Raw genomic sequence first — 21,795 nt, forward strand, 5'->3', positions numbered from 1 at the left:
TTGCGATATACTTACCCTTATATGGAAATTCTGAAGCTGCAAGGAGAACCTTCATGAAGAAAAGATGGCCTTATATAGCCGTTCCCGTGCTGGGGGTGATACTCTGCCTTTGGTACGTGAAATGTGCTACTTATGATATTGTATACACGGACTACATCCGCCTGGTCAATACCTACCTGCCGGATGTGATGAATCCGGACAAATTCTTTGTGCCGGATGTCCTTACCAGAATTCCCATCAATTATCTGGGCAGAATGATTAATGTATTGTTCTTTCATTACAGCACCACCTTTGATATGGTGCTGGGAGTCCTGGGATTAGGACTTGCCGGCGGAGTGCTGGCCTGCTACTGCCGGAACTATTCGCTGAACTGGTTTTGGCTGCTGTTACTGTCCATCCTGATGTTTGGACTGAATAAATGGGAAATGCTGACCAACGGAACCGGCTGGGTGCATTTCCTGGCAATCGCCTGTTTTCTCTATCACTATCTGGTTCTGGACAGAGTCTGGTATGGGACGGAGAAGAAGTATGACAGGGTGAAGCTGATGGTTCTGCCCTTTGTCATCACCCTGGGGGTGGCCGGGCCTTACTGTGCCATCTACACGGTGGTGCTGGTGTTGAGCTACGGGTACTGCATGATAGGGAAGGCGAAGCACAGCCACATGAAGAAACCGGATTACCGGTATCTTCTCTATATAGTCTGTGCCCTGATTCCGCTGTTTTTGTATCTGTGGAGCAATTCCTACGCGGTGGAGGACCACGCGGATATGCAGAATCTGCCACTGATACCGACCCTGCTTGACATACCAGGATATTTCCTTCATTTCTTCTTAAAATCGCTGGCCAGCGACGTGCTGGGCGGGGAGATGTTGAAAACGTGGATCGAACACGGAGTGATATCGGACGGGACTGTTTATATGCTGGGTATCCTGGTGCTGTTTGCGGCGCTGCTGGCCCTGTGGATGAACTTCCGGTACCATCTGTACAAGAAGACCATATTTCCGCTGATGCTTCTGGTGGGAGGCGGACTGAACCATCTGTTGATTCTGTATTCCAGATGGGGATTTATGAATGAAAATTACGGGATGAGTTCCCGATACGCGCTGCAATTCCAGTTTGTGACTTTGGGAATCGTGCTGACCACGGCGCTGGCCTGGGAGCAGATTAGGCGCCAGGTGACCGGCGTGCTGGCAGGACTGTGCTGCGTGGCGGTCATGTCTGGAAGCATGATAACGACGGCCAAGGAAATCGAGACCGCGCCCTACCGGGAAGAGTATGGGCAAAAAATTGCAATAGTGGCGCTTCAATATAAGGAAGTCAGTGACGAGGTTTTGCAGGAGACCTTTGATTATCGGAAAACGCAGGAGGGCAGTGGCGCGAAGGTGAGAGCCGCCCTGGAAATCCTGGACGAAAACGGTTTGAATATTTACAGGAGGAATACGAGATGAAGGTAGTAATTTTAGCGGGCGGCCTTGGCACCAGAATCAGTGAGGAGAGCCATTTGAAACCGAAGCCCATGATTGAGATTGGGGGAAAGCCCATTCTCTGGCATATCATGAAGCATTATTCCGAGTACGGATTCCATGAGTTTATTATCTGTCTGGGGTACAAGCAGTATGTGGTGAAGGAGTTCTTCGCCGACTACTTCCTTCACACCTCGGATGTGACCTTTGATTTGGCCAACAACAAGATGGAGGTTCACAACAACTACTCCGAGCCGTGGAAGGTGACCCTGGTGGATACGGGGCTCAACACCATGACCGGCGGCCGTGTGAAGCGGATTGAGCGCTACACGGACGGGGAGCCGTTTATGCTGACCTACGGCGATGGCGTGAGCAACGTGGATTTGCAGGCGCTTTTAAAGTTCCATCAGAGCCACGGGAAAACCGCTACTATCACCACGGTCAACATCGGCCAGCTAAAGGGCGTTCTGGATATCGGGGAGGACAACACCATTCACTCTTTCCGGGAGAAGGAGGACAGCGACGGCAGTCTGATTAACGGCGGCTTTATGGTGATGAATCCGGAGATATTCGGCTACTTAAAGGATGACACCACGGTGTTTGAGAAGGAACCCATGCAGCAGCTGGCCCAGGCGGGCGAACTGATGTCCTTCCGCCATAACGGATTCTGGCAGTGCATGGACACCCAGAGAGAGATGCAGAAACTGGAAAGTTTATGGCAGTCCGGAAACGCGCCATGGAAAGTGTGGAAAAACTGATGAGAGAACTGGAATTTTACAAAGGAAAACGGGTGCTGGTGACCGGCCATACCGGATTTAAAGGGACCTGGCTGTGCCGGATTCTGGCGCTTGCCGGGGCGGAGGTGACGGGATATTCCCTGAACCCGCCGACGAGACCCAGCATGTTTCATATTATCGGGTTGGAGGATATGGTGGAGCACGTGACTGGCGACGTCCGGGATTTGGAGCATCTGATGCAGGTATTTCGAAAAGCCCAGCCGGAGATTGTGTTTCATCTGGCGGCCCAGCCCATTGTCCGGGATTCCTACAAGGACCCGGTATACACTTACGAGACCAATGTGATGGGGACGGTTAATGTGCTGGAATGTATCCGGCAGAACCCTTGCGTGAAATCATTTGTCAATGTCACCACGGATAAGGTGTACGAGAACCGGGAGTGGGAGTACGGATACCGGGAGTGCGATCCTCTTGACGGGTATGACCCCTATTCCAACAGCAAGTCCTGCTCGGAGCTGGTGACCCACAGCTATCAGAAGTCCTTTTTCCAGGACGGCCGCTGTGCCATTTCCACGTCCCGTGCCGGTAATGTCATCGGCGGCGGCGATTTCGCCAACGACCGCATTATCCCGGACTGTATCCGGGCGGCGGCGGCCCACGAGAGAATCATGGTGCGCAACCCTTACTCCACAAGGCCCTACCAGCATGTGCTGGAGCCGCTGGCCGTGTATTTAAAGATTGCCAGGGTGCAGTACATGGATATCTCCAAGGCCGGTTACTATAATGTGGGGCCGGATGACTGTGACTGCATCACCACCGGGGATTTGGTGACCATGTTCTGTGACGCCTGGGGCGGAGGACTGATATGGGTCAATGCCAGCGACGGCGGCCCTCACGAGGCCAATTTCCTGAAGCTGGACTGCTCCAAGGTGAAGAAGACCTTTGGCTGGACGCCGAGATACCACGTGTCCGAGGCCATCTTAAAGACGGTCGAGTGGTCCAGGGCCTACCTGGATGGGGAAGACATGGTGGAGCTGACCGACAGGCAGATTCGTGAATTTTTTAGCTGAGTAGAATAGAGAGATAGAGAGGAAGAACAGTGATGTTTGAGGACAAGACGCAGGAGCAGGCGAGAGAGCAGATACTTGATATGGTGGCTGCCTATTGCCGGACTTACCACAAGAAGAAGGACTATGAGGAGGGCGACAGAATACCCTATGCCTCCAGAGTGTACGATGAGCAGGAGATGGTAAATCTAGTGGACAGCTCCCTGGAATTCTGGCTGACCTCCGGGCGGTATACTGATGAATTTGAGAAGAAGCTGGCGGCATATCTGGGAGTAAAATACTGCTCTCTGGTAAACTCCGGCTCCTCCGCCAATTTAAATGCCTTTATGGCGCTGACTTCTCCCTTACTTGGAGAGCGTCAGGTGAAACGGGGGGACGAGGTCATCACGGTGGCGGCCGGATTCCCAACCACGGTGACGCCTATGATTCAGTATGGGGCGGTGCCGGTGTTTGTGGATGTGACGATTCCCCAGTACAATATCGACGTGAGCCAGCTGGAAGCGGCTTACTCGGAGAAATGCAAGGCGGTCATGATTGCCCACACCTTGGGAAATCCCTTTGATTTGAGTGCTGTGAAGGCATTTTGTGACAAACACAACCTGTGGCTGGTGGAGGACAACTGCGATGCCCTGGGAAGCCGTTACACCATCGACGGCGTGGAGAAATTCACGGGAACCGTGGGGGACATCGGAACCTCCAGCTTCTATCCGCCTCACCATATGACTATGGGCGAGGGGGGCGCTGTCTACACGGACAACCCGCTTCTGCACAAGATTATCCGCTCCTTCCGTGACTGGGGACGCGACTGTGTCTGCCCGTCCGGGCGTGACAATATGTGCGGCCACCGGTTTGACAGACAGTACGGGGAGCTGCCGCTGGGATATGACCACAAGTATGTCTACTCCCACTTTGGATATAATTTAAAGGCGACAGATATGCAGGCCGCTATCGGCTGTGCCCAGCTGGAGAAATTCCCCTCCTTTGTGGAGCGGAGACGCCACAACTTCGACCGTCTGCGGGCGGGGCTGGCCGGCTGTGAGGAGAAACTGATTTTGCCGGTTCCCTGTGAGAACTCCAGACCCAGCTGGTTTGGTTTCCTGATTACCTGCAGGGAGGGCGTGGACAGAAACCAGGTGGTTCAGTACGTGGAGAGCAAGGGCGTTCAGACCAGAATGCTGTTTGCCGGCAACTTGACGAAGCATCCCTGCTTCGATGAGATGAGGGCGGCAGGCACGGGCTACCGCGTTGTGGGTGAGCTTTGGAATACGGACAGAATCATGGCGGACACCTTCTGGGTGGGCGTGTACCCGGGAATGAGCGATGAGATGATTGACTATATGGCGAAGACCATCAAAGAGGCGATAGAGGCATGACCTACGATTTGACAAAGGTTCACGAGGCCGGTTTAAAGATACTGTGTGAGGTGGACCGGATATGCAGGAAATATAAGATAAAATATATGCTGGATTCAGGTACCCTGCTAGGGGCTGTGCGCCATCATGGCTTCATTCCCTGGGATGATGATGTGGACATTGCATTTACCAGAAAGAACTATGAGGCGTTTTTGAAGGTTGTAAAGAGGGAGCTGCCGGAGGGCATGAGCTTTCTGGACTGTGCGGACATAAAAGGCGGGAAGGTGTTCTATGACTTTGTGTCCAGAATCATTTATGACAACAGCCGGATGCACGAGGATACGCCCATGATGCAGTATTACGATGGAAAACTGAATCATCTCTGGGTGGATCTGTTTGTGATTGAGGAACTGCCGGCTGGAAAAGTGGCGGGGACATGGACGCTGCTGCTCCATAAAGTCATCTATGGTCTGGCTATGGGCCATAGGTTTAAACTGGATTACAGTAAATACAGCCCGTTTTACAAGCTGGCGGTAGGCGGTCTTGCCGCAGTGGGGCGGCTCGTGCCTATGCGATGGCTGTTCCGGTTAGAGGATATGGTGGCCAAGAAAGACGGAAAGGGCAGAAGCAGCCGATTGTATTACAGCAATTATGCTCCGGATTATCATTATGTGATTCTTGATAAAGAGTGGTGCGAGAATACGGTAGATATGGAGTTTGAAGGGGTGAAACTGATGGCTCCGGCCGGGTATCATCAGGTCCTTACTTTGGTGTATGGCGATTATATGAAGCTGCCGCCGGAGGACAAGCGGGTTCCGGCCCATTCCAGCATGGAGATACAGATATTTGGCTGATAAGAGGAGAACGGTAATGAAGAAACTATCGGTGGTGGTGTCTGTCTACAATGAGGAGGCGGCGCTGGAACAATTTTATCTGGAGACCAGCCGGGTGCTGGAGCAGATAGACTGGGAGTATGAGCTGCTGTTTATCAATGACGGAAGCCGGGACAACAGTCTGGGGATTCTGCGGGATTTATCGGAGCGGGACTCCAGGGTGGAGATTGTCAGTTTTTCCAGAAATTTCGGCCACGAGGCGGCCATGATAGCCGGGATTGACTATGCCACGGGGGACGGTATCATCTGTATGGATGCGGACCTTCAGCACCCGCCAGCCTGCATCCCGGAGATTATCCGGAAATTTGAGGATGGCTTCGAGGTCGTCAGCATGGTGCGGACGAAAAATGACTCCGCCGGGTGGTTCAAAAATCTGGCGTCCTCCGCCTTTTACCGTCTGATTAACGTACTGTCCGATGTGAAATTCGAGAGCAACGCCTCCGACTTTTTTGCCATCAGCGGCCGGGTGGGCAAGGTGCTTCGGAATAATTACCGGGAAAAGGTGCGGTTTCTTCGCGGCTACGTGCAGAACGTCGGTTTTCGCAAAACCACCCTGGAATACGAGGCCAGGGCCAGAGTGGCCGGGCAGAGCAAGTATAGCATCCGCAAGCTGGTGACGTTTTCCGTCAACACGATTCTGTGCTTTTCCAACCTGCCGTTAAAGCTGGGAACCTTTGCGGGAGTGTTTGCGGCGCTGTTCGGTATCTTTGTCCTTGTCTACACGCTGTTTACCAGAAACGGGGCGCCCAGCGGCTATGCCACCATCGTGGTGGTGATGTGTTTCATGTTCTCCCTGCTGTTCCTGGTTGTCGGTATCATCGGCGAGTATATCGCCATCCTGTTCTCGGAAATGAAGGACAGACCCATCTATATCGTGGAAGATACCGTAAATCTGGAAGAGCGGTAAAATTTTTTAAAATTTGACAAACATTGACAAGCCTTGATAATACAAGGGTTTGGGGCGTAAAATAGACCAGGCGATATTTGGTACCTGTTTTATCCTCCTAATTCCATTTAAAAATCGGATACACTATGCAAAAGGAGTGGTTGACGATGAAAATTTATGAAGCAACAAATAAGAGAATCCAGGAACTGCGCAAAGAGAGAAGATTATCTGAATACGCTCTGATTTATCAGGCGGCGATGCCGCCATCAACCGTGAAAAGTATCCTTCACGGCAAGAGTACCAATCCAGGTATCGTGAACATCAAAAAGATAGCCGAAGGACTTGGCGTGACAATCAGAGAATTTTATGATTCCGAAATCTTTGATGACCTGGAGCAGGAAGACTAATTATTAAATGGATTCTAACAGACAAAAAAGAACTGGCAGCAGACAGCAGCCGGTTCTTTTTTTGTTTCGATTAAAGTGTCTTATTTGTCTCCTCCAGATAGGCCCTGGCATCCTTGAAGAAGCTGAAGATAATCAGCAGGATGATAATGCCGATGGGGAAGGCGGCTATGATGGATACTGTCTGTAAGTTCGCCATGGAATTATCGGAGAAAATCAGGGCGATGGGCAGCAGCATCAGCAGGATGCCCCAAAACAGCTTCACGTTCTTGTGTGGCTCCGCACCGCTTGGAAGCTCCTTGCAGGAGTAGGAGGCGGCCACCAGGGTCAGAGCGTCAAAGGAGGTGGCATAAAAGGCAATCATGGTGACGGCCAGCAGGATCAGCACCAGCTGGGGCAGTGGCAGGGTATGGATGACTGTGATGATAATCTCATACAAATCGCCGGATTTCTCATAGAGCGAAAGTAAGTCTACCTTGCCGGTCATCTGGAGATTCAGCCCGTAATTTCCTAATATAATAAACGAAGTAAATGTTCCCGACAGTCCGAAGAAGTATCCGCCCAGTATGGTCTGGCGGATGGTCCGCCCCTTGCTGATGGTGCCGATGAAGAATGGGGTCGCCACGCACCATACCATCCAGTAAGCCCAGTAGAAGATGGTCCAGGTCTGCGGGAAGGAGGAGGTGCGCAGGGCATCCGTCCAGGTGGACAGCCCGATAAAGTTCTGGGCCACATTTCCCACCGCGGTGATGCCGGTCTCAATGATATAGCGGGCTTCCCCGCCGCCAATCAGCACATAAGCTAACAGAAGACCGAATAAATACACACAGGAGGCCGCCAGCTTGGCGATTCCCTTCATACCGAAATATACCGTTACCGTGTAGGTAATACAGATGACTACCAAAATCCCAATCGTGAGCCAGTGAGTCTGTGGAATGCCGAACACCTTGCTGAGAGCCATGGATAACAGCGGCGTTGCCAGTGAGAAAGTGGTGGCGGTGCCGGCCAGCAATGCAAATACAGCCAGCAGATCAATCACCTTTCCCCACACACCGTCCACGTGTTTACCCAGAATCGGACGGCAGGCTTCGGAATACTTCTGCTTGTTACGTTTCCGCACATGGAGCATGAAGCCGAAGGCCACAGCCAGCACCATGTAAAAGCTCCAGGGAATCGGTCCCCAGTGGAACAGCGGGTAGGTGGAAGCCCAGTCCTGCATGGAGCCCATGTCGGAGATGTGTGGCTCCGCGGCATACAGCATCCACTCGCACAGGGAGTAGAACAGGATGTCGGCGGCCAGACCGGCGGTGAACATCATGGAACCCCATTTGAATGCGGAGTACTCCGGTTTGTCCGAGCCCCCCAGCTTGATATGGCCGTACCTGGAAAATGCAATGTACAGGGAGCAGAGAAAAACGCCCAGACCGATAATCATATAGTAGCTTCCCAGCTCATCCCCAAGGAAATAGCGGATGGAAGCCAGAATATTGCCGGACCCTTCCGGGTTAACCATGAAGAGAATACACAAGATAAGGATACAGATGAAAGGCACGAGGGTGGTGACCCAGTCCAGCTGGGACCAGATGCCTTTTTTCCCGGATGCCGGTTGATTCGTCGACTGTTTTGATTCTGTCATAACATTTCTCCTCCTATGATGTTCAAAAATTATGTAAAATGAATCATATTGAACATAATAACACCGGCGAATCAAAATTGCAAGCGGTAAATATAAAGATTTTCTGACATTTTGCAAAAAGTGCTACAAAAACTTCAGGATATCTTATATAATACAGGAGTCGGTAAAAGGAGGAGAACTATTATGAAGAAGATAATTATCACTTTATTATCATGTACGTTATTACTGTGTGGCTGTACACAGAGCAATATTGTAGCATCAGAAGGCAACCGTGTTCCGGATACGGAGATTCGGGGCGGTATCGAGATTGAGTGGGGCCAGGTGTGGGATGATTTGGATGCCCAGTTCCTGGACAAGGAGCTCTACCCGTTTAGCGAGAGCATCAACGGCAACATCATGGATGAGGAGAACAAGATTGATTTGGTTCTGCTTGTCAATGAGGAGATTACCAAGGAGCAGGCCAGCGAATATGCTACGGCCGTGTTAAAGGGACTGAATGACAGCGTTGCAACCCAGGATTTTTCCTTCAACCCTTCGGATGAAGAGTTTTACGGTGATTTTGTCAGCAACAACGATGTGAGCGTTCTGGTGGCTCCGGCATTGTCATTTGAGGACCCATCCACTCACATTCTGGAGGACACCATCAAGGCAGATGAGGAATACAGACCGGTAGGAATGCCTGCGGCAGAGTAAGAATTACGATAACCGATAATAAAGTAACAATGATAAAGAATAAAAGGGACTGTGAAATCCGTATTAAGTGTTTAATAGCGGATTTCACAGTCCCTTTTTCTATGTGCCGGTATGTGCCGGCCAGCTCACTGCACGGTCAGCCCGCTGTGATAGGAGTAGCTTCCCAATTCACTAAGCAGCGGTCCGAAATCCACCTCTTCCGGCGGGATTCCGCTGGTGATAATCTGGTTAATCAGATAGTAGACCGTGTTGCATTTTGACAGGCATTGGCGGAACAGCTCCGGGAAGGACTGGTCGGAGGCCAGACGCATGTCCCAGGGATTGCACCAGGTCTCATGGTCCAGGTTCAGACACTGCCTGGGGTTCTTCACCGTGTCGGTCACCAGCTTTCTGGAAGCCATGGGGTTGCGCATAAACATGGATTCCACGAACTCAATGCTGTTGCGCTTGATTCCCGACGGGTCCGATAATGTCCGGCAGCCGAAGCGCATGGCCATGATGGAGCGGTGGACCATGGCGGGAGTCACCTGGAAATTGTTTTTGTAGGTAATCGGATAGTAGGTCTTGTTGATGCAGGTTGACATAATACGGGAAACGAACTGCATCTCCATGCCGTTTAGACAGATGGTGGCCGCCTGGTTGAACTGGGACGGCTTTTTCTTTTTGTATTTTAACAGTAGCAGGGCGTCGATATCATTTTCCAGGGCGGCGTGAAGGCCGTGGTGCTGGCTGCTTGGGTTGCCGGTGTCGTACTGAATCCGCCCGTAGACGAAGGGATGGCAGATGGAGTCGCCGATATAGTGATTCAGATACCCGCAGAAATATGACAATGCCTGCTCCCTCTGCTGTTTGGACGGGATACGCGCCATCTCCTCCATATAATTGGCGAAGAATTCGCTGATATGGCTCTCATGCATATAGGAGCCCACGTTGCGGTAATCCCGGTGGCGCAGAATGGGAATATTATAAAAAAACATATCCGGTCCCTGAAGACCCAGCTGGTAGAGCCAGCGGTATTTGGAGATAATTCGTTTTAACTGATTGGCCGGTAAATCGTTGTAGGCTTTCATGCCTAAAATATAGTGGGTAGTGAAACCGGGCATAAGAATCCCTCACTTTCTATACAACTATCATTATTGTAATCATACCATATTTTTATTCATATGCATAGTTCAACTGACCACGGAATAGATGATAGAAAGAGGTTTTGAGGTGAGAAAATGATTCATCAGATACACGGGATTGTGTGGGGGCCGGCAATGTTGATAGCCCTGATAGCGCTTGGCATCATATACAGCATCCGCTCCGGATTTTTTCAAATTAGAAAGATGGGATACTGGTGGCGGACGACGGCCGGGAGTTTGTGGAACGCTGGCAAAAGTGGAAGCGATAAAGGTTCCGGCAGCGACAGCTCCGGCAACAAAAGCCGGGCCAACGACAAACACTCCGTCACAAAAGTTCAGGCGGCCTGCACCGCCCTGGCGGCCACGGTGGGAACGGGCAATATCGTGGGGGTGGCCACCGCCCTGACGGCCGGAGGCCCCGGAGCTATCTTCTGGATGTGGGTGTCCGCCGCCATCGGCATGATGACAGCTTACGCCGAGACCAGCCTGGGCATCCGCTACCGGTATCGGAACGCTGAAAACCGCTGGATATGCGGGCCCATGGTCTATCTGGAAAAGGGATTACATATGCCGTGGCTGGGACTTTTATACAGCATCTTCTGTATCCTGTCCTCCCTGGGAATGGGGAGTATGGTCCAGTCCAACGCCATAGCGGAAACCATGAACTACACTTTCGGAGCGGCGCCGCTGGCGGTGGGACTGGTCCTGGCCGTCCTGGTTCTGATTGTCATCTGGGGCGGGATTGGCCGCATCGCCTACGTGTCCGAGCGGCTGATGCCCGTCTCCGCCGGAATCTATATCATCTTCTCCCTGGTGGTCATCTTCTCCTGCTACGACAGAATCCCGCTGGTGGTGGGCCAGATTCTGAAATCGGCCCTGGCCCCGGAAGCCCTGCTTGGCGGCGTGGGCGGCTACGGTATCAGCAGGAGTCTGCGCTACGGAATCGCGAGAGGCGTCTTCTCCAACGAGGCGGGACTTGGCAGCCTGGCCATTCTCCACGGGGCGGCGGAGGACACGACGCCGGAGGAGCAGGGCATGTGGGCCATGTTCGAGGTATTTTTCGACACGGTCATCATCTGTACCCTGACTGCGCTGGTGATACTGTGCATGACCACGGAGGGTCTTGACAACGTGTTCTACGACGGCGCCGCCCTGACCACCTTCTGCTTTGAGCGGCGGCTGGGAGATGTGGGCCGGTATCTGGTGTCCGGCTCTATGCTGGTATTCGCATTCGCCACCATTATCGCCTGGTACTACCTGGGACGGCAGACCGTGGCCTACGTTCTGGACCGGTTGGGACGAAAATTCGTCTTTATCAAACGAAATGAAAAGTGGCTGGAAAAACTCTACCTGCTTCTCTACCTGGACGCCGTCTATCTTGGCTGCATCAGCAGTCTGAAAACCGTGTGGGAATTGTCGGACATCTGGAACGGCCTCATGGCGGTGCCCAATATGATTGCCCTGGTATTCCTCATGCGTGAGGTGACATTTCCAAAAGAGCCCGGAAGATAGGGCAGATGGTTGTAAAAAAGTTCCAACTCCCCAGAAACCGGAGGTCATGGGATAATATGGGTTATAGAACCGGAAACCTGTAAAAACCAGTTTCAGAAGGGAGGATACACTTATGTTAAACCGATATGCCATGGAATATTACCATCACATTGTGGAGATTATGGACAAAATCGTGAACGAGAGCGGAGAGAGTATCGAGAAGGCGGCCCAGGCCATGTTGAGATGCTGGAAGAACGGCGGCAATATCTTCGCATTCGGTCCCGGCCATGCGGGAATGTTTGCGGAAGAAATGTTTTACCGGGCCGGCGGTCTGGCTGTCACCAATCCGCTGTTCCACTCCGGTCTGATGTGCAATGAGCGTCCTATTACGCTGACCTCAGCCCTGGAGGTACTGCCGGGTTACGCCACCGTCATCCTGAACGAGAGCCAGCTGAAAGCGGGGGACTGCCTGCTGATTCATTCTGTGGCGGCCCGCAATCCCGTGGTGGTGGAGATGGCGGCCAAGGCCAGAAAGAGAGGCATCTTCGTGATTGGAATCATCAATATGAACTATGCCACACAGGTGACCAGCCGGGACCCGTCCGGTAAAATGATGTACGACGAGTGCGACATCGTCATTGACACCAGAGGTGACCTGGGAGATTCCTGCATCGACATGGAACAGGTGGAGCAGAAGGTGGCGCCTACGTCATCGGTGCTGGGCACCTTTATCGCCAACCTGCTGATACTGCAGCTCAGTGAGCTGATGGTCCATGACGGCATAACGCCGCCGGTATACCAGAGCGCCAACATTGATGGCGGAGCCGAGTACAATGCGAAACTGATGGAAACATACAAGGACAGAATTTTTTATCTGTAAATACTATCTGCAAATCATGCCTGTAAATCACATTTGCAGACAGAAAAAAGCGGCTGAGTCATCCACTCAGCAGAAGGAGGACTTATGAGAAAGAATTTGAAAAAAGCAGCAGCGGTGGCGCTGGGCCTGGCCTGCGTATTCCAGCTGGCGGGATGCTCCACCGGAAAAGGAACGGAAGCCCCAAAGGAGACCAACGCACCGGCTACAACCGCGGCAAAACCGGCGGATGCATCGATGGAGGCTGACGGCCAGGAGGAAGCGCCTGCCGGCGACATGCTCTGGAAGGTGGAGCCGCTGCCGGAGAAGACAAAACTGGTGGTTTCCTATCTCGCCAACAGTACACCGGGACTGACCACCTATATTGCCCAGCAGAAGGGCTGGCTGGAGCAGTGCAACCTGGACGTGGAGATGGTTTATTTTGCGGGAGGACCGGCCCAGATGGAGGCGTCCGGCTCCTGGGATGTGGGAACCACAGGAATCGGCGGCGTTATCACCGGCGTTCTGAATTCGGATATCAAGATTCTCGGCGTGGCCGCCCGTGACCAGGGACTGTTCCAGGCATTCTTTGCCAGGAAGGATTCCGACATTGTAAAAGACGGGACAGGCTATGGCACGGTGCCGGAGGTATACGGAAAACCGGACAGCTGGAAGGGAAAAGATATCCTGACGGCCGTGGGAACCACCAATAACTATACGCTGTACTGCACCTTAAAGAGTCTGGGACTGACCCTGGATGATGTGAACCTGATTAACATGGATATCGCGTCCGCCACCACGGCATTCCTGGCAGGCCAGGGAGATTTGGCAGGGGTTCAGGGAACCATGATTTACGATGAGGCATACCAGAAAGCGGACAGCGACTACGTGATGGTCAGCAGTGACCAGATGTTAAAGAGCGGTCTGTCCGTCAACTACGTGGCGTCACCAAGCGCCTGGGAGAACAAGCAGGAGGCCGTGTCCAAATGGCTGGAGCTTGCCACCATGGCCGGAGAGTGGGCCAACGCTAACCAGGACGAGGCCGCCCAGATGATGACAGATATGTACCAGAGCGATGGCTACGACACGAAAATCGAGGACAACTTACTGACCATCAAGGAAAACCCATTCACCACTCTTGAGGAGAACAAGCAGTTCTTTACGGAGAAGGATGAGAACGGCGAACTGCTGGCAAAGAGCCAGATTTACAACCCCATGGACGGCTACGTGGAGATGGGTAACTACACGGAAGACCAGCTGGAAGAGCTGAAAGCCAAGGATAACTTTATCGACAAAGTGATGCTGGACATCTATGACAGAGCGAAATAAACGATACGGAGGCAGGAGATGGCAAATCACAAACCGCAGTCTTTTTACTCATTAAGAACCAATTTTAAATATCACGTGATACTTCCGCTGGTGACGATTGTGGTTTTCCTGGGGGTGTGGGAGCTGGTAGGGTTTTTCGGAATTGTTCCGGCAAAATATCTTCCCGCCCCCTCTGCCCTGGTGGCAACCTTTTCGGACAAGCTGGTGAACCCAAAACCGGAGGGAGCGACGCTGATTCAGAACCTTGTATCCAGTATACAGATATCCTTTGTGGGGTTTCTCACAGCCATCGTCATCGGGATTCCGCTGGGGCTGCTGATGGGATTCTACGAGCCATTTGACCGGTTCGTGAAGCCGGTATTTGAGATGATTCGTCCCATACCGCCCATTGCCTGGATTCCGCTCACCATCGTGATGCTGGGAATCGGGTTCAAGGCAAAGGTCTTTATCATCTGTTTTGCCGCCTTTGTGCCCTGCGTCATGAATGCCTACACGGGCATCAAGCTGACCAATCCGACGTTGATACAGGTGGCGAGGGCCTGCGGGGCGTCCAATCTTCAGATATTTTTTAAGGTCTGTATCCCGTCGTCGGTACAGATGGTATTTGCAGGGGTGCAGATTGCACTGTCCGCTTCCTGGTCCACCCTGGTGGCGGCGGAAATGCTGGCGTCCTCGTCAGGTCTGGGATACATGATACAGATGGGCCGCCTGCTGGCGAGACCGGATTTAATCGTGCTGGGTATGCTGATCATCGGCATCATCGGTTTTCTGCTCTCAGCCCTGCTCACCGTGCTGGAGCAGAATCTTGCTAAATGGAGGGTGGTCAGATGACAAATAAGAAAAACCTCTTTTATTATGTAGCGCCGTACTGCTCGATTTTGCTGCTGTTTCTCGGATGGCTGTACATATCGTCGACGAAGCCGGAGCTGTTTCCAACCCCGGCGGCTACCTGGGACAGACTGATTCTGCTTTTGGAGAAACCGCTGGCACGGGTGCCGCTTTGGAAGCATGTGATAAACAGCCTTCGGAGAGTGGTGATTGCCCTGGTGGCGGCCAGCGTGGCGGGAGTCATTTTCGGCATCTTCATGGGCTGGAACCGGACCTTCAACGCGACGCTGGGCAGTCTGTTTCAGATCATCCGTCCCATTCCGCCCATCGCCTGGATACCGCTTATCACCATCTGGTTTGGCATCGGGGAGTTTCCGAAGGTGCTGATTATCTTTATCGGAACCTTCTCCATCGTGGTCACCAACACCTACACGGGAGTTGCCATGGTGGACCCGCTAAACCTGGCGGTGGGAAAGATTTTCCACGCCTCTAAACGGGAGATATTGACGGAAATCGTGCTTCCGGCGGCATTGCCGGCCATATTCTCCGGCATCCGCATGGCGATCGGCGTTGGCTGGGCCATCGTGCTGGCGGCGGAGATGGTAGGGGCGGCTTCCGGCGTGGGCTTCCTGATCTTCCGCGGAAATGAGCTGCGGGATATGTCCTTAATCTTTGTCTGTATGTTTATTATCGGTATCATCGGGGCCCTGCTTTCCGTGGGTGCTTCCTGGCTGGAGAGGAGATTGTGTCCATGGAAGAACTGAAAAAGAGACTGGAGATAGAAAACATCACAAAAACATTTGTCTCCGCCAAAGGGGAAGAATTCGAGGCCATCCGGGATGTGTCCTTCGATGTGAGAGATTCCGAGTTCCTGGTGCTGCTGGGACCGGGACTCTGCGGCAAGACGGTCCTGTTAAACATCCTGGCGGGCCTGGAGGAAGCCACCTCCGGTACGATCCGTCTGGACGGCCAGGAGCTGAAAGGCTGCAGCGATAAAATCTCCATGGTCTTCCAGAAACTGGGTCTGTTCTCCTGGAAAACGGTGATGGAAAATGTGGAAGTCGGGTTAAAGTATACCGGCGTGTCCAAAAAGGAGCGGCGGGAGCGGGCCCAGAAGTTCATCGATCTGGTGGGGCTTACCGGATTTGAGGGGGCTTATCCGGGACAGCTCTCCGGCGGCATGAAGCAGAGAGTGGGGATTGCCAGAGCCTACACCGCCAACCCGGAAATCCTGATTCTGGACGAACCCTTCGGCCAGCTGGATGCCCAGACCCGGTATTCCATGGAGGATGAGATACTCCGCACCTGGGAGCAGGAGAAGAAGACGGTCATCTTTGTGACCAACAACATTGAGGAGGCGGTGTACCTGGGAGACAGAATCATTCTTCTGGAGAAATGTCCCACCTCGGTGAAGGAAATCTACGATATTGATTTGCCGAGACCGCGGAACATGATGGACGAAGCCTTCTTGGAGCTGCGGACCAGGATTTCGGACAATATGGAGCTTTCGGTGTAACGGGGCAGGAGCGGGTACAGAGATGATAAATAAGAAAGAGCGGATGGAGGCGGCTATGGCGACGACAGACGAGAGAGAGACGAAGGTACAGGTAAAAAACTTAAGCAAGAGTTTTGGGGATTTGCTGGTGTTGGATAACATGAATTTTGAGGTGAAAAAGGGGGAGTTTCTCTGCGTGGTAGGACCGACGGGCTGTGGAAAGACGACGTTTTTGAAACTTCTCAGCTGCCTCATTGAGCCGACAAAGGGTTCTCTCTTGATTGACGGGGAACCGGCGGACCCAAGACATCACGATTTGGCGTTTGTATTCCAGGAGCCGTCCCCGTTTCCATGGCTGACGGTCCGGGACAATATCGCCTTTGGGCTGGAGATAAAGAAACTGCCAAAGCAGGAGATAAACAGGCGGGTGGACAACATTATCAATCTGATGGGGCTCCAGAAGTTCCAGGATTCCTATCCCCACCAGCTGTCGGTCAGCTCCGAACAGCGGATGGTCATCGGCAGGTCTTTCGCCATGGAGCCGGACCTTCTGCTGATGGACGAGCCCTACGGGCAGATGGATATCAAGATGAGATTTTATTTGGAGGATGAGGTAATCCGGCTCTGGAAGGAGATGGGGACCACGGTTGTGTTTATCACCCACAACATCGAGGAGGCGGTCTACTTGGCGGAGCGCGTGTTGATTTTGACCAATAAACCTGCTACAATTAAGGAAGAAGTGCACATCGATTTACCGCATCCCCGTAATATCGCAGACCCGGAATTCATCCGGCTGCGCAAGCATATTACTGAACAGATTAAGTGGTGGTGACAAGCGGAGGTTTGCAATGACAGGCAGAGGAAAACGGTTTATGGCAGTGCTGCTGGGCGCAGCCATGATTCTGTGCGGCTGTCAGGGACGGACAGAACGTGACCAGGCGGGGGAGCAGGATTTAAAGAAAATTAGGATTGGGTATCACCCCAATTTCGGCGGCTCGTCAGTTGTTTCCATTGGAATAGAAAAGGGATTTTTTGAGGAAGAGGGACTGGATGCGGAACTGGTAAAGTTCACAAGCGGTCCTCCTTCCATTGCGGCGCTGGAGGCGAAGGATATCGACGTCAGCTTTCTGGGGCACGGCGCCTACACGCTGGTGATGGAAGGCCAGGCGGATGTCATAGCCGTGGACTGCCTAAGCAACGCGGAGGAGATATTGGTGCGGTCGGATTCCGGCATTACTTCCATTGAGGATTTGGCCGGCAGAAAGCTGGCGACCCAGTTTGAGACCTCCGGGGAGAATTTCCTGGACCAGGTGCTGGGGGAGTACGGGATGGACGGCAGCGGTATCCAGCTGGTCAATATGGATATTGCGGGCTGTGTCACGGCATTTGTGGACGGAAAAGTGGACGCGGTCTCCCTCTGGGCGCCTTACACCAACGAGGTCCGGGAGCGGATGGGGGATGACCAGGTGAAGACCCTCTATAACTGTATGGATTTTAAGGATAAGTTCGCCCTGCCCATGAGCTGGGTGGCTACGGATTCCTACATCAAAGAAAATGAGGACACCGTGGTGAGATTTCTGCGGGCGCTGTACCGCTGCATGGATTACCGGGCGGAGCACCTGGAGGAGACGGCGGCGCTGGTAGCCAGACGGCTGGATAAGAGCGAGGAGGAGACGCTGCTGGACATCCATACCGGGGAATGGCTGACCACGGAGGAGACGAAGCGGCTGCTGGCGGACGGCACAATTATGCGGTGGTATGAGGAGCAGCAGGAGTTCTTTCAGAAGAAAAAGACCATCTACCATGTCAGGCCGCTGGAGGAATCCATGCGCCTGGATTTGGTGACAAAAGCGATAGGGGAATAGAAAAGGGGAGTTGCGGAAGGACGATAGAATGACCTTTTGGCGGCTGCCTTTTTGTGTCATGATTTGGGTCCTGAAAAGGGGAGTGGGCGATGATATTTCTGGTGATTATGGCGCTGGCCGTGATGGCGGTGATTTTTTGTGTGGTGGATAAGAGCAGACTGAGGCTGTCGGTGGCGGGGATGTATCTGGCGCTGATTATCATTATCAGCTCCTATGCCCTGATATGGTCGAAGAACGGGGGAATCGGGGATTCCCTGAAGTTTGTGCTGGCATTTTCCGGCAGTATGGAGCGGTTTATGCTCTATTATCCCATCAGCGCTGCGGCATTGTCCAAGCTGCTGGTGTTTGGGAAATCCCTGTTTCTCACCAGCTCCCTGATGACGGCGGCGGGGATTGCCCCCACGCTGAAAGCCAGATGGAAGCCGGTGCTGGGAGTGATAGCCGGTCTGGAAGGGCTGGTGAATTATATCCTTCTGCATCCTTCGGTCTATGAGCTTTACTGCCGGACGCCCTTCTTTGTGGAGCACCAGATTGCCATCTTCAACTGGATACGTGTCTTTTATCTGGCCCATGTGGTGGCGTGTATCGCCCTGATGCTGATGCATTATGGCTCTATTCAAATCCGGTGGATGAGGAAGCGGTTTTCCTATATCCTGCCGCTGATGGTGAACCTTCAGTTTCTGTTCGTGTTCTTCGCGGTGCTGGGGCCCATCCAGGTCAGCCACTTTACGGGGATTTATTACGTTCATTCCAACTTCCTGTATATGAGCACCAGCATTCCCTGGGTACTGTTAATGCTGGTGAGTATCGTCTGCATCTGTCTGGGCAGCGGGGCGCTGTGGAGCTATTCCAGGCTGGCCAGGAGAATCGGCAGCCCGGATATCACCATCAGCAAGAAGCTGAGGGAGAGCAATGCCGGGGTGAAGGTATTTACCCACGGGATGAAGAATGAGCTGCTGGTGATGCGGGCCATGCTCCGGGATTTTAAGAAGGACTCCACATTGTCGGAGGAGAGCCGGAACCGGGTGGATGGTCTCTCCGAGGTCTGCGAGGATATGATGCTTAGGATGGACAATATGTACCATGCTTTTGTGAACAAGGCCATGATTCTGATGGAGACGGAATATCCGGCGGAGATTGTGGAGGCGGCGGTCCGGCGGGTGAACAGCAGCGTGCCTATCCGGGTGGAATGCCGGGAGCAGAGGACCATACTGGCGGACGCCCATTATCTGGAGGAAGCAATTTATAATATTCTGAAGAACAGCGTGGATTCCATAGAAGCCAAGGGGCCCGGCGACGGGGACGAGGTGGCGGTCATCATCTACCTGTACGGCAGCGACCTGGTGTTTGAGGTGACGGATACCGGCGAAGGTATCCCGGAGAAGAAGCAGAGAAAAATATTTGAGCCGTTTTATACGGAGAAGAATTCAAAGGACAACTGGGGGATGGGACTGCCGTATGCGCACCAGATTATCAAGGCCCATTTTGGCAGAATCACCCTGGAGTCCCGGGTGGGGGAGGGGACCAATGTGTATATCATGATTCCCACCTACCGGATTGAGCGTCAGGAGGGAAATTAATGGGGGAAGAACAGAAAATCAGGGTAGCCATAGCCGAGGATATCGACTATCTGCGGCAGGATATCGCCGGCGTGATATCGGAGGCGCCGGGCCTTCTGCTGGTGGGGCAGGCGTCCAGCGGAAGGCAGATTGTGGAGCTGGCAGGAGAACAGCAGGTGGATGTGGTGCTGATGGATATTGAGATGGAGCGGTATGACTCCGGCATCCAGGCCGCCTCCGAGATTGCGCAGATCAGCCCCGACACCGTGTTTGTGTTTCTGACGGTGCATGAGGATGATGAACTGATATACCGGGCATTTTCCGTGGCACCCAATATCGACTATATTGTGAAGTCGGCTGGCTATGAGGAGATTATCAGCAAGATAGAGGACGCCTACTACGGCAGAATCAAGCTGTCGCCGGAAATCCGGTTAAAACTCACCGGGGAATTTGGCCGGTTAAAGAAGAAGGAGTCCAGCCTGTTTTATTTTTTAAATGTACTGATGACCATCACACCCAGCGAGCGGGAGCTGATTGGTCTGCTGCTGGAGGACCAGACCCTGCGGCAGATAGCCAGGGCCAGAGGGGTGGAACTGTCCACCATCAAATCCCAGGTGAACACCCTGCTCAAAAAATTCCATGTGGGCCGCTCAAGGGACATCGTGGAGCTGGTGCGGATACTGGAGCTTAAAAGTCTGTTTGTAAAGGAAGAGTAGTTAGAAAATTGTTAAAAATTTGTCTTGACAACCGGGTGAATTCTTACTATACTACAACGAGTGAAAGGGAGTAGCTGGCGCCTTACGGTGTTGTGCGATATCGTCATCCCGATGATTTTCATCCGGTACGCATGGAACGAGCGAGACTTTTACTGTACTGCGGCAGGTACAGTGAAAGCCTCGATTTTTTTTTGCCTTTTTGCAGAAAAGAGCGCTTTCCGGTATAAGCAGGTAAAACAGATACCATAATGATAAAAGGGAGAACGTGAGAATGATGATGTATGTATTATTGCTGGCAGGATTTTTGTTATTGATTAAAGGCGCAGATTTTTTTGTGGAGGGCAGCTCCTCCGTGGCCAAGCTTCTGCGGGTGCCTACGGTGATTATCGGTCTGACCATTGTGGCCTTTGGGACAAGCGCGCCGGAGCTGGCGGTCAGCATTTCCGCATCGCTGTCGGGAAGCAACGATATTGCCGTGGGAAATGTAATCGGCTCCAATATCTTTAACCTGCTTATGGTGGTGGGCGCCTGCGGCGTGATTATGCCCATGGCGATTGACAAGATGATATTATATGGAGATTACCTGTTTTCCATATTGGCAGCGGCGGTGATGCTGGCGCTGTTCGCGTTTGACCACACCTTAAGCCGTCTGGACGGTGTGATTCTGTTATTATTATTTGCTTACTTCTTATATAAGATGGTGAGAAATACTCTGGCAAGCCGGGCGGCCGGCGGACCGGAGGAGGACGATGTGGAAGTGTTAAGCCCGGTCAAGAGCGTGCTGTTCATCCTGGGCGGTCTGGCGGCCATCGTGGCTGGCGGCAACATGGTGGTAAATTCCGCCAGCTCCATCGCCTCCTCCTTCGGCCTCAGCGAGACCCTGATTGGCCTGACCGTGGTGGCCTTCGGAACGTCCCTGCCGGAGCTTGTCACCTCCGTCGTGGCATCCAGAAAAGGCGAGAACGGTCTGGCCCTTGGCAATGTCATCGGGTCCAACCTGTTCAACATCCTGTTCGTCCTCGCCGCCTCCGCCACAATCAGTCCTATGAAGGTGGACATCTTATCGACCTATGACGCCATCTTCCTGATTGCCGCCAGCATCATCACATGGTTCCTGGCCAAGAGCCGGTTCGAGGTGAACCGGAGAGAGGGAATCATTATGGTGTTGATGTATGTGGGATATACGGCCTATATTATTATGAGATAAAAAATCAGATAACAAGAATGCCCTCTCCGAAACCATGTTGGAGAGGGCATTTACTATAAAATTAAGGGATAAAAGGGAGGAGAGCTGATAATAAATATTATCAGCTCGAGTATTATGAAAAAAATCTTATAAGCATTGTCTAAACAACTTTGTTTGTTGTCTATGGTTATAGTATATGCGGTAATCGTGAAGAA

Annotated in this window: 21 protein-coding genes; 19 read left to right on the top strand and 2 right to left on the bottom strand. The window is 52.6% G+C overall.

Going from position 1 to position 21,795, the window contains the following annotated elements; translation table 11 throughout:
- Positions 1–53 precede the first annotated feature (53 nt).
- The 7 genes from HMPREF9473_RS02750 (at position 54) to HMPREF9473_RS02780 (ending at position 6,805) form a co-directional block, all read left to right on the top strand.
- The gene (locus HMPREF9473_RS02750) at positions 54–1,448 is read left to right on the top strand and encodes a hypothetical protein (RefSeq protein WP_006778531.1); all 1,395 of its coding nucleotides are present in this window, start codon (positions 54–56) and stop codon (positions 1,446–1,448) included.
- Positions 1,445–2,221 carry a glucose-1-phosphate cytidylyltransferase gene (gene rfbF, locus HMPREF9473_RS02755; protein WP_006778532.1) on the top strand — a complete coding sequence of 259 codons (777 nt, stop codon included), beginning with the start codon at positions 1,445–1,447 and terminating at the stop codon, positions 2,219–2,221. The genes HMPREF9473_RS02750 and rfbF overlap by 4 nt, the downstream gene beginning before the upstream one ends.
- The gene (rfbG, locus tag HMPREF9473_RS02760; RefSeq protein ID WP_434059286.1) at positions 2,221–3,270 is read left to right on the top strand and encodes a CDP-glucose 4,6-dehydratase; all 1,050 of its coding nucleotides are present in this window, start codon (positions 2,221–2,223) and stop codon (positions 3,268–3,270) included. The genes rfbF and rfbG overlap by 1 nt, the downstream gene beginning before the upstream one ends.
- Positions 3,271–3,299: 29 nt before the next feature.
- Positions 3,300–4,640 carry a lipopolysaccharide biosynthesis protein RfbH gene (gene rfbH / locus HMPREF9473_RS02765; RefSeq protein WP_175422912.1) on the top strand — a complete coding sequence of 447 codons (1,341 nt, stop codon included), beginning with the start codon at positions 3,300–3,302 and terminating at the stop codon, positions 4,638–4,640.
- On the top strand, positions 4,637–5,473 hold the full coding sequence (locus HMPREF9473_RS02770) for a LicD family protein (protein ID WP_006778535.1): 837 nt from the start codon (positions 4,637–4,639) through the stop codon (positions 5,471–5,473). The genes rfbH and HMPREF9473_RS02770 overlap by 4 nt, the downstream gene beginning before the upstream one ends.
- Before the next feature lie 16 nt (positions 5,474–5,489).
- A complete protein-coding gene (locus HMPREF9473_RS02775) occupies positions 5,490–6,419 on the top strand; it encodes a glycosyltransferase family 2 protein (protein ID WP_006778536.1) in 930 nt (309 codons plus the stop codon).
- Between the two features lie 146 nt (positions 6,420–6,565).
- Positions 6,566–6,805 (top strand): helix-turn-helix domain-containing protein, encoded by a 240-nt coding sequence (locus HMPREF9473_RS02780; RefSeq protein WP_006778537.1) that lies wholly within the window; start codon positions 6,566–6,568, stop codon positions 6,803–6,805.
- A gap of 70 nt (positions 6,806–6,875) precedes the next feature.
- On the opposite strand, the gene HMPREF9473_RS02785 is transcribed toward HMPREF9473_RS02780, so the two are convergent.
- Entirely contained in the window at positions 6,876–8,438 is a 1,563-nt protein-coding gene (locus tag HMPREF9473_RS02785; protein ID WP_006778538.1) for a BCCT family transporter, read from the bottom strand.
- A gap of 183 nt (positions 8,439–8,621) precedes the next feature.
- Between HMPREF9473_RS02785 and HMPREF9473_RS02790 the strand changes: the two genes are divergently transcribed.
- Positions 8,622–9,131: a hypothetical protein gene (locus HMPREF9473_RS02790; protein WP_006778539.1), complete on the top strand. Its 510-nt coding sequence runs from the start codon at positions 8,622–8,624 to the stop codon at positions 9,129–9,131.
- 125 nt (positions 9,132–9,256) lie between these two features.
- Here HMPREF9473_RS02790 and HMPREF9473_RS02795 read toward each other — a convergent pair whose 3' ends face one another.
- Positions 9,257–10,234, bottom strand: a complete 978-nt coding sequence (locus HMPREF9473_RS02795; protein WP_006778540.1) for a zinc dependent phospholipase C family protein — start codon at positions 10,232–10,234, stop codon at positions 9,257–9,259.
- A 117-nt stretch (positions 10,235–10,351) separates the two neighbouring features.
- Between HMPREF9473_RS02795 and HMPREF9473_RS02800 the strand changes: the two genes are divergently transcribed.
- The 11 genes from HMPREF9473_RS02800 (at position 10,352) to HMPREF9473_RS02850 (ending at position 21,601) form a co-directional block, all read left to right on the top strand.
- Positions 10,352–11,767: an alanine/glycine:cation symporter family protein gene (locus tag HMPREF9473_RS02800; RefSeq protein WP_006778541.1), complete on the top strand. Its 1,416-nt coding sequence runs from the start codon at positions 10,352–10,354 to the stop codon at positions 11,765–11,767.
- A gap of 112 nt (positions 11,768–11,879) precedes the next feature.
- A complete protein-coding gene (locus HMPREF9473_RS02805; protein ID WP_006778542.1) occupies positions 11,880–12,626 on the top strand; it encodes an SIS domain-containing protein in 747 nt (248 codons plus the stop codon).
- An 84-nt stretch (positions 12,627–12,710) separates the two neighbouring features.
- Entirely contained in the window at positions 12,711–13,931 is a 1,221-nt protein-coding gene (locus HMPREF9473_RS25915) for an ABC transporter substrate-binding protein (RefSeq protein WP_006778543.1), read from the top strand.
- A gap of 18 nt (positions 13,932–13,949) precedes the next feature.
- Entirely contained in the window at positions 13,950–14,762 is an 813-nt protein-coding gene (locus tag HMPREF9473_RS02815; RefSeq protein ID WP_006778544.1) for an ABC transporter permease, read from the top strand.
- Positions 14,759–15,523, top strand: a complete 765-nt coding sequence (locus tag HMPREF9473_RS02820; RefSeq protein WP_006778545.1) for an ABC transporter permease — start codon at positions 14,759–14,761, stop codon at positions 15,521–15,523. Before HMPREF9473_RS02815 ends, HMPREF9473_RS02820 begins: the two co-directional genes overlap by 4 nt.
- Positions 15,511–16,275: an ABC transporter ATP-binding protein gene (locus HMPREF9473_RS02825; protein WP_006778546.1), complete on the top strand. Its 765-nt coding sequence runs from the start codon at positions 15,511–15,513 to the stop codon at positions 16,273–16,275. Before HMPREF9473_RS02820 ends, HMPREF9473_RS02825 begins: the two co-directional genes overlap by 13 nt.
- A gap of 22 nt (positions 16,276–16,297) precedes the next feature.
- Positions 16,298–17,086 (top strand): ABC transporter ATP-binding protein, encoded by a 789-nt coding sequence (locus HMPREF9473_RS02830; protein WP_006778547.1) that lies wholly within the window; start codon positions 16,298–16,300, stop codon positions 17,084–17,086.
- Positions 17,087–17,102: 16 nt separating this feature from the next.
- On the top strand, positions 17,103–18,119 hold the full coding sequence (locus HMPREF9473_RS02835; protein ID WP_006778548.1) for an ABC transporter substrate-binding protein: 1,017 nt from the start codon (positions 17,103–17,105) through the stop codon (positions 18,117–18,119).
- An 89-nt stretch (positions 18,120–18,208) separates the two neighbouring features.
- Complete coding sequence (locus HMPREF9473_RS02840) at positions 18,209–19,699, top strand: sensor histidine kinase (RefSeq protein ID WP_006778549.1); 1,491 nt, start codon at positions 18,209–18,211, stop codon at positions 19,697–19,699.
- A complete protein-coding gene (locus HMPREF9473_RS02845) occupies positions 19,699–20,394 on the top strand; it encodes a response regulator transcription factor (RefSeq protein WP_006778550.1) in 696 nt (231 codons plus the stop codon). The genes HMPREF9473_RS02840 and HMPREF9473_RS02845 overlap by 1 nt, the downstream gene beginning before the upstream one ends.
- Before the next feature lie 271 nt (positions 20,395–20,665).
- Entirely contained in the window at positions 20,666–21,601 is a 936-nt protein-coding gene (locus HMPREF9473_RS02850) for a calcium/sodium antiporter (protein ID WP_006778551.1), read from the top strand.
- The last annotated feature ends 194 nt before the right edge of the window (positions 21,602–21,795 follow it).

Origin of the sequence: Hungatella hathewayi WAL-18680, from assembly GCF_000235505.1 — a bacterium.
Lineage (GTDB): Bacteria > Bacillota > Clostridia > Lachnospirales > Lachnospiraceae > Hungatella_A > Hungatella_A hathewayi_A.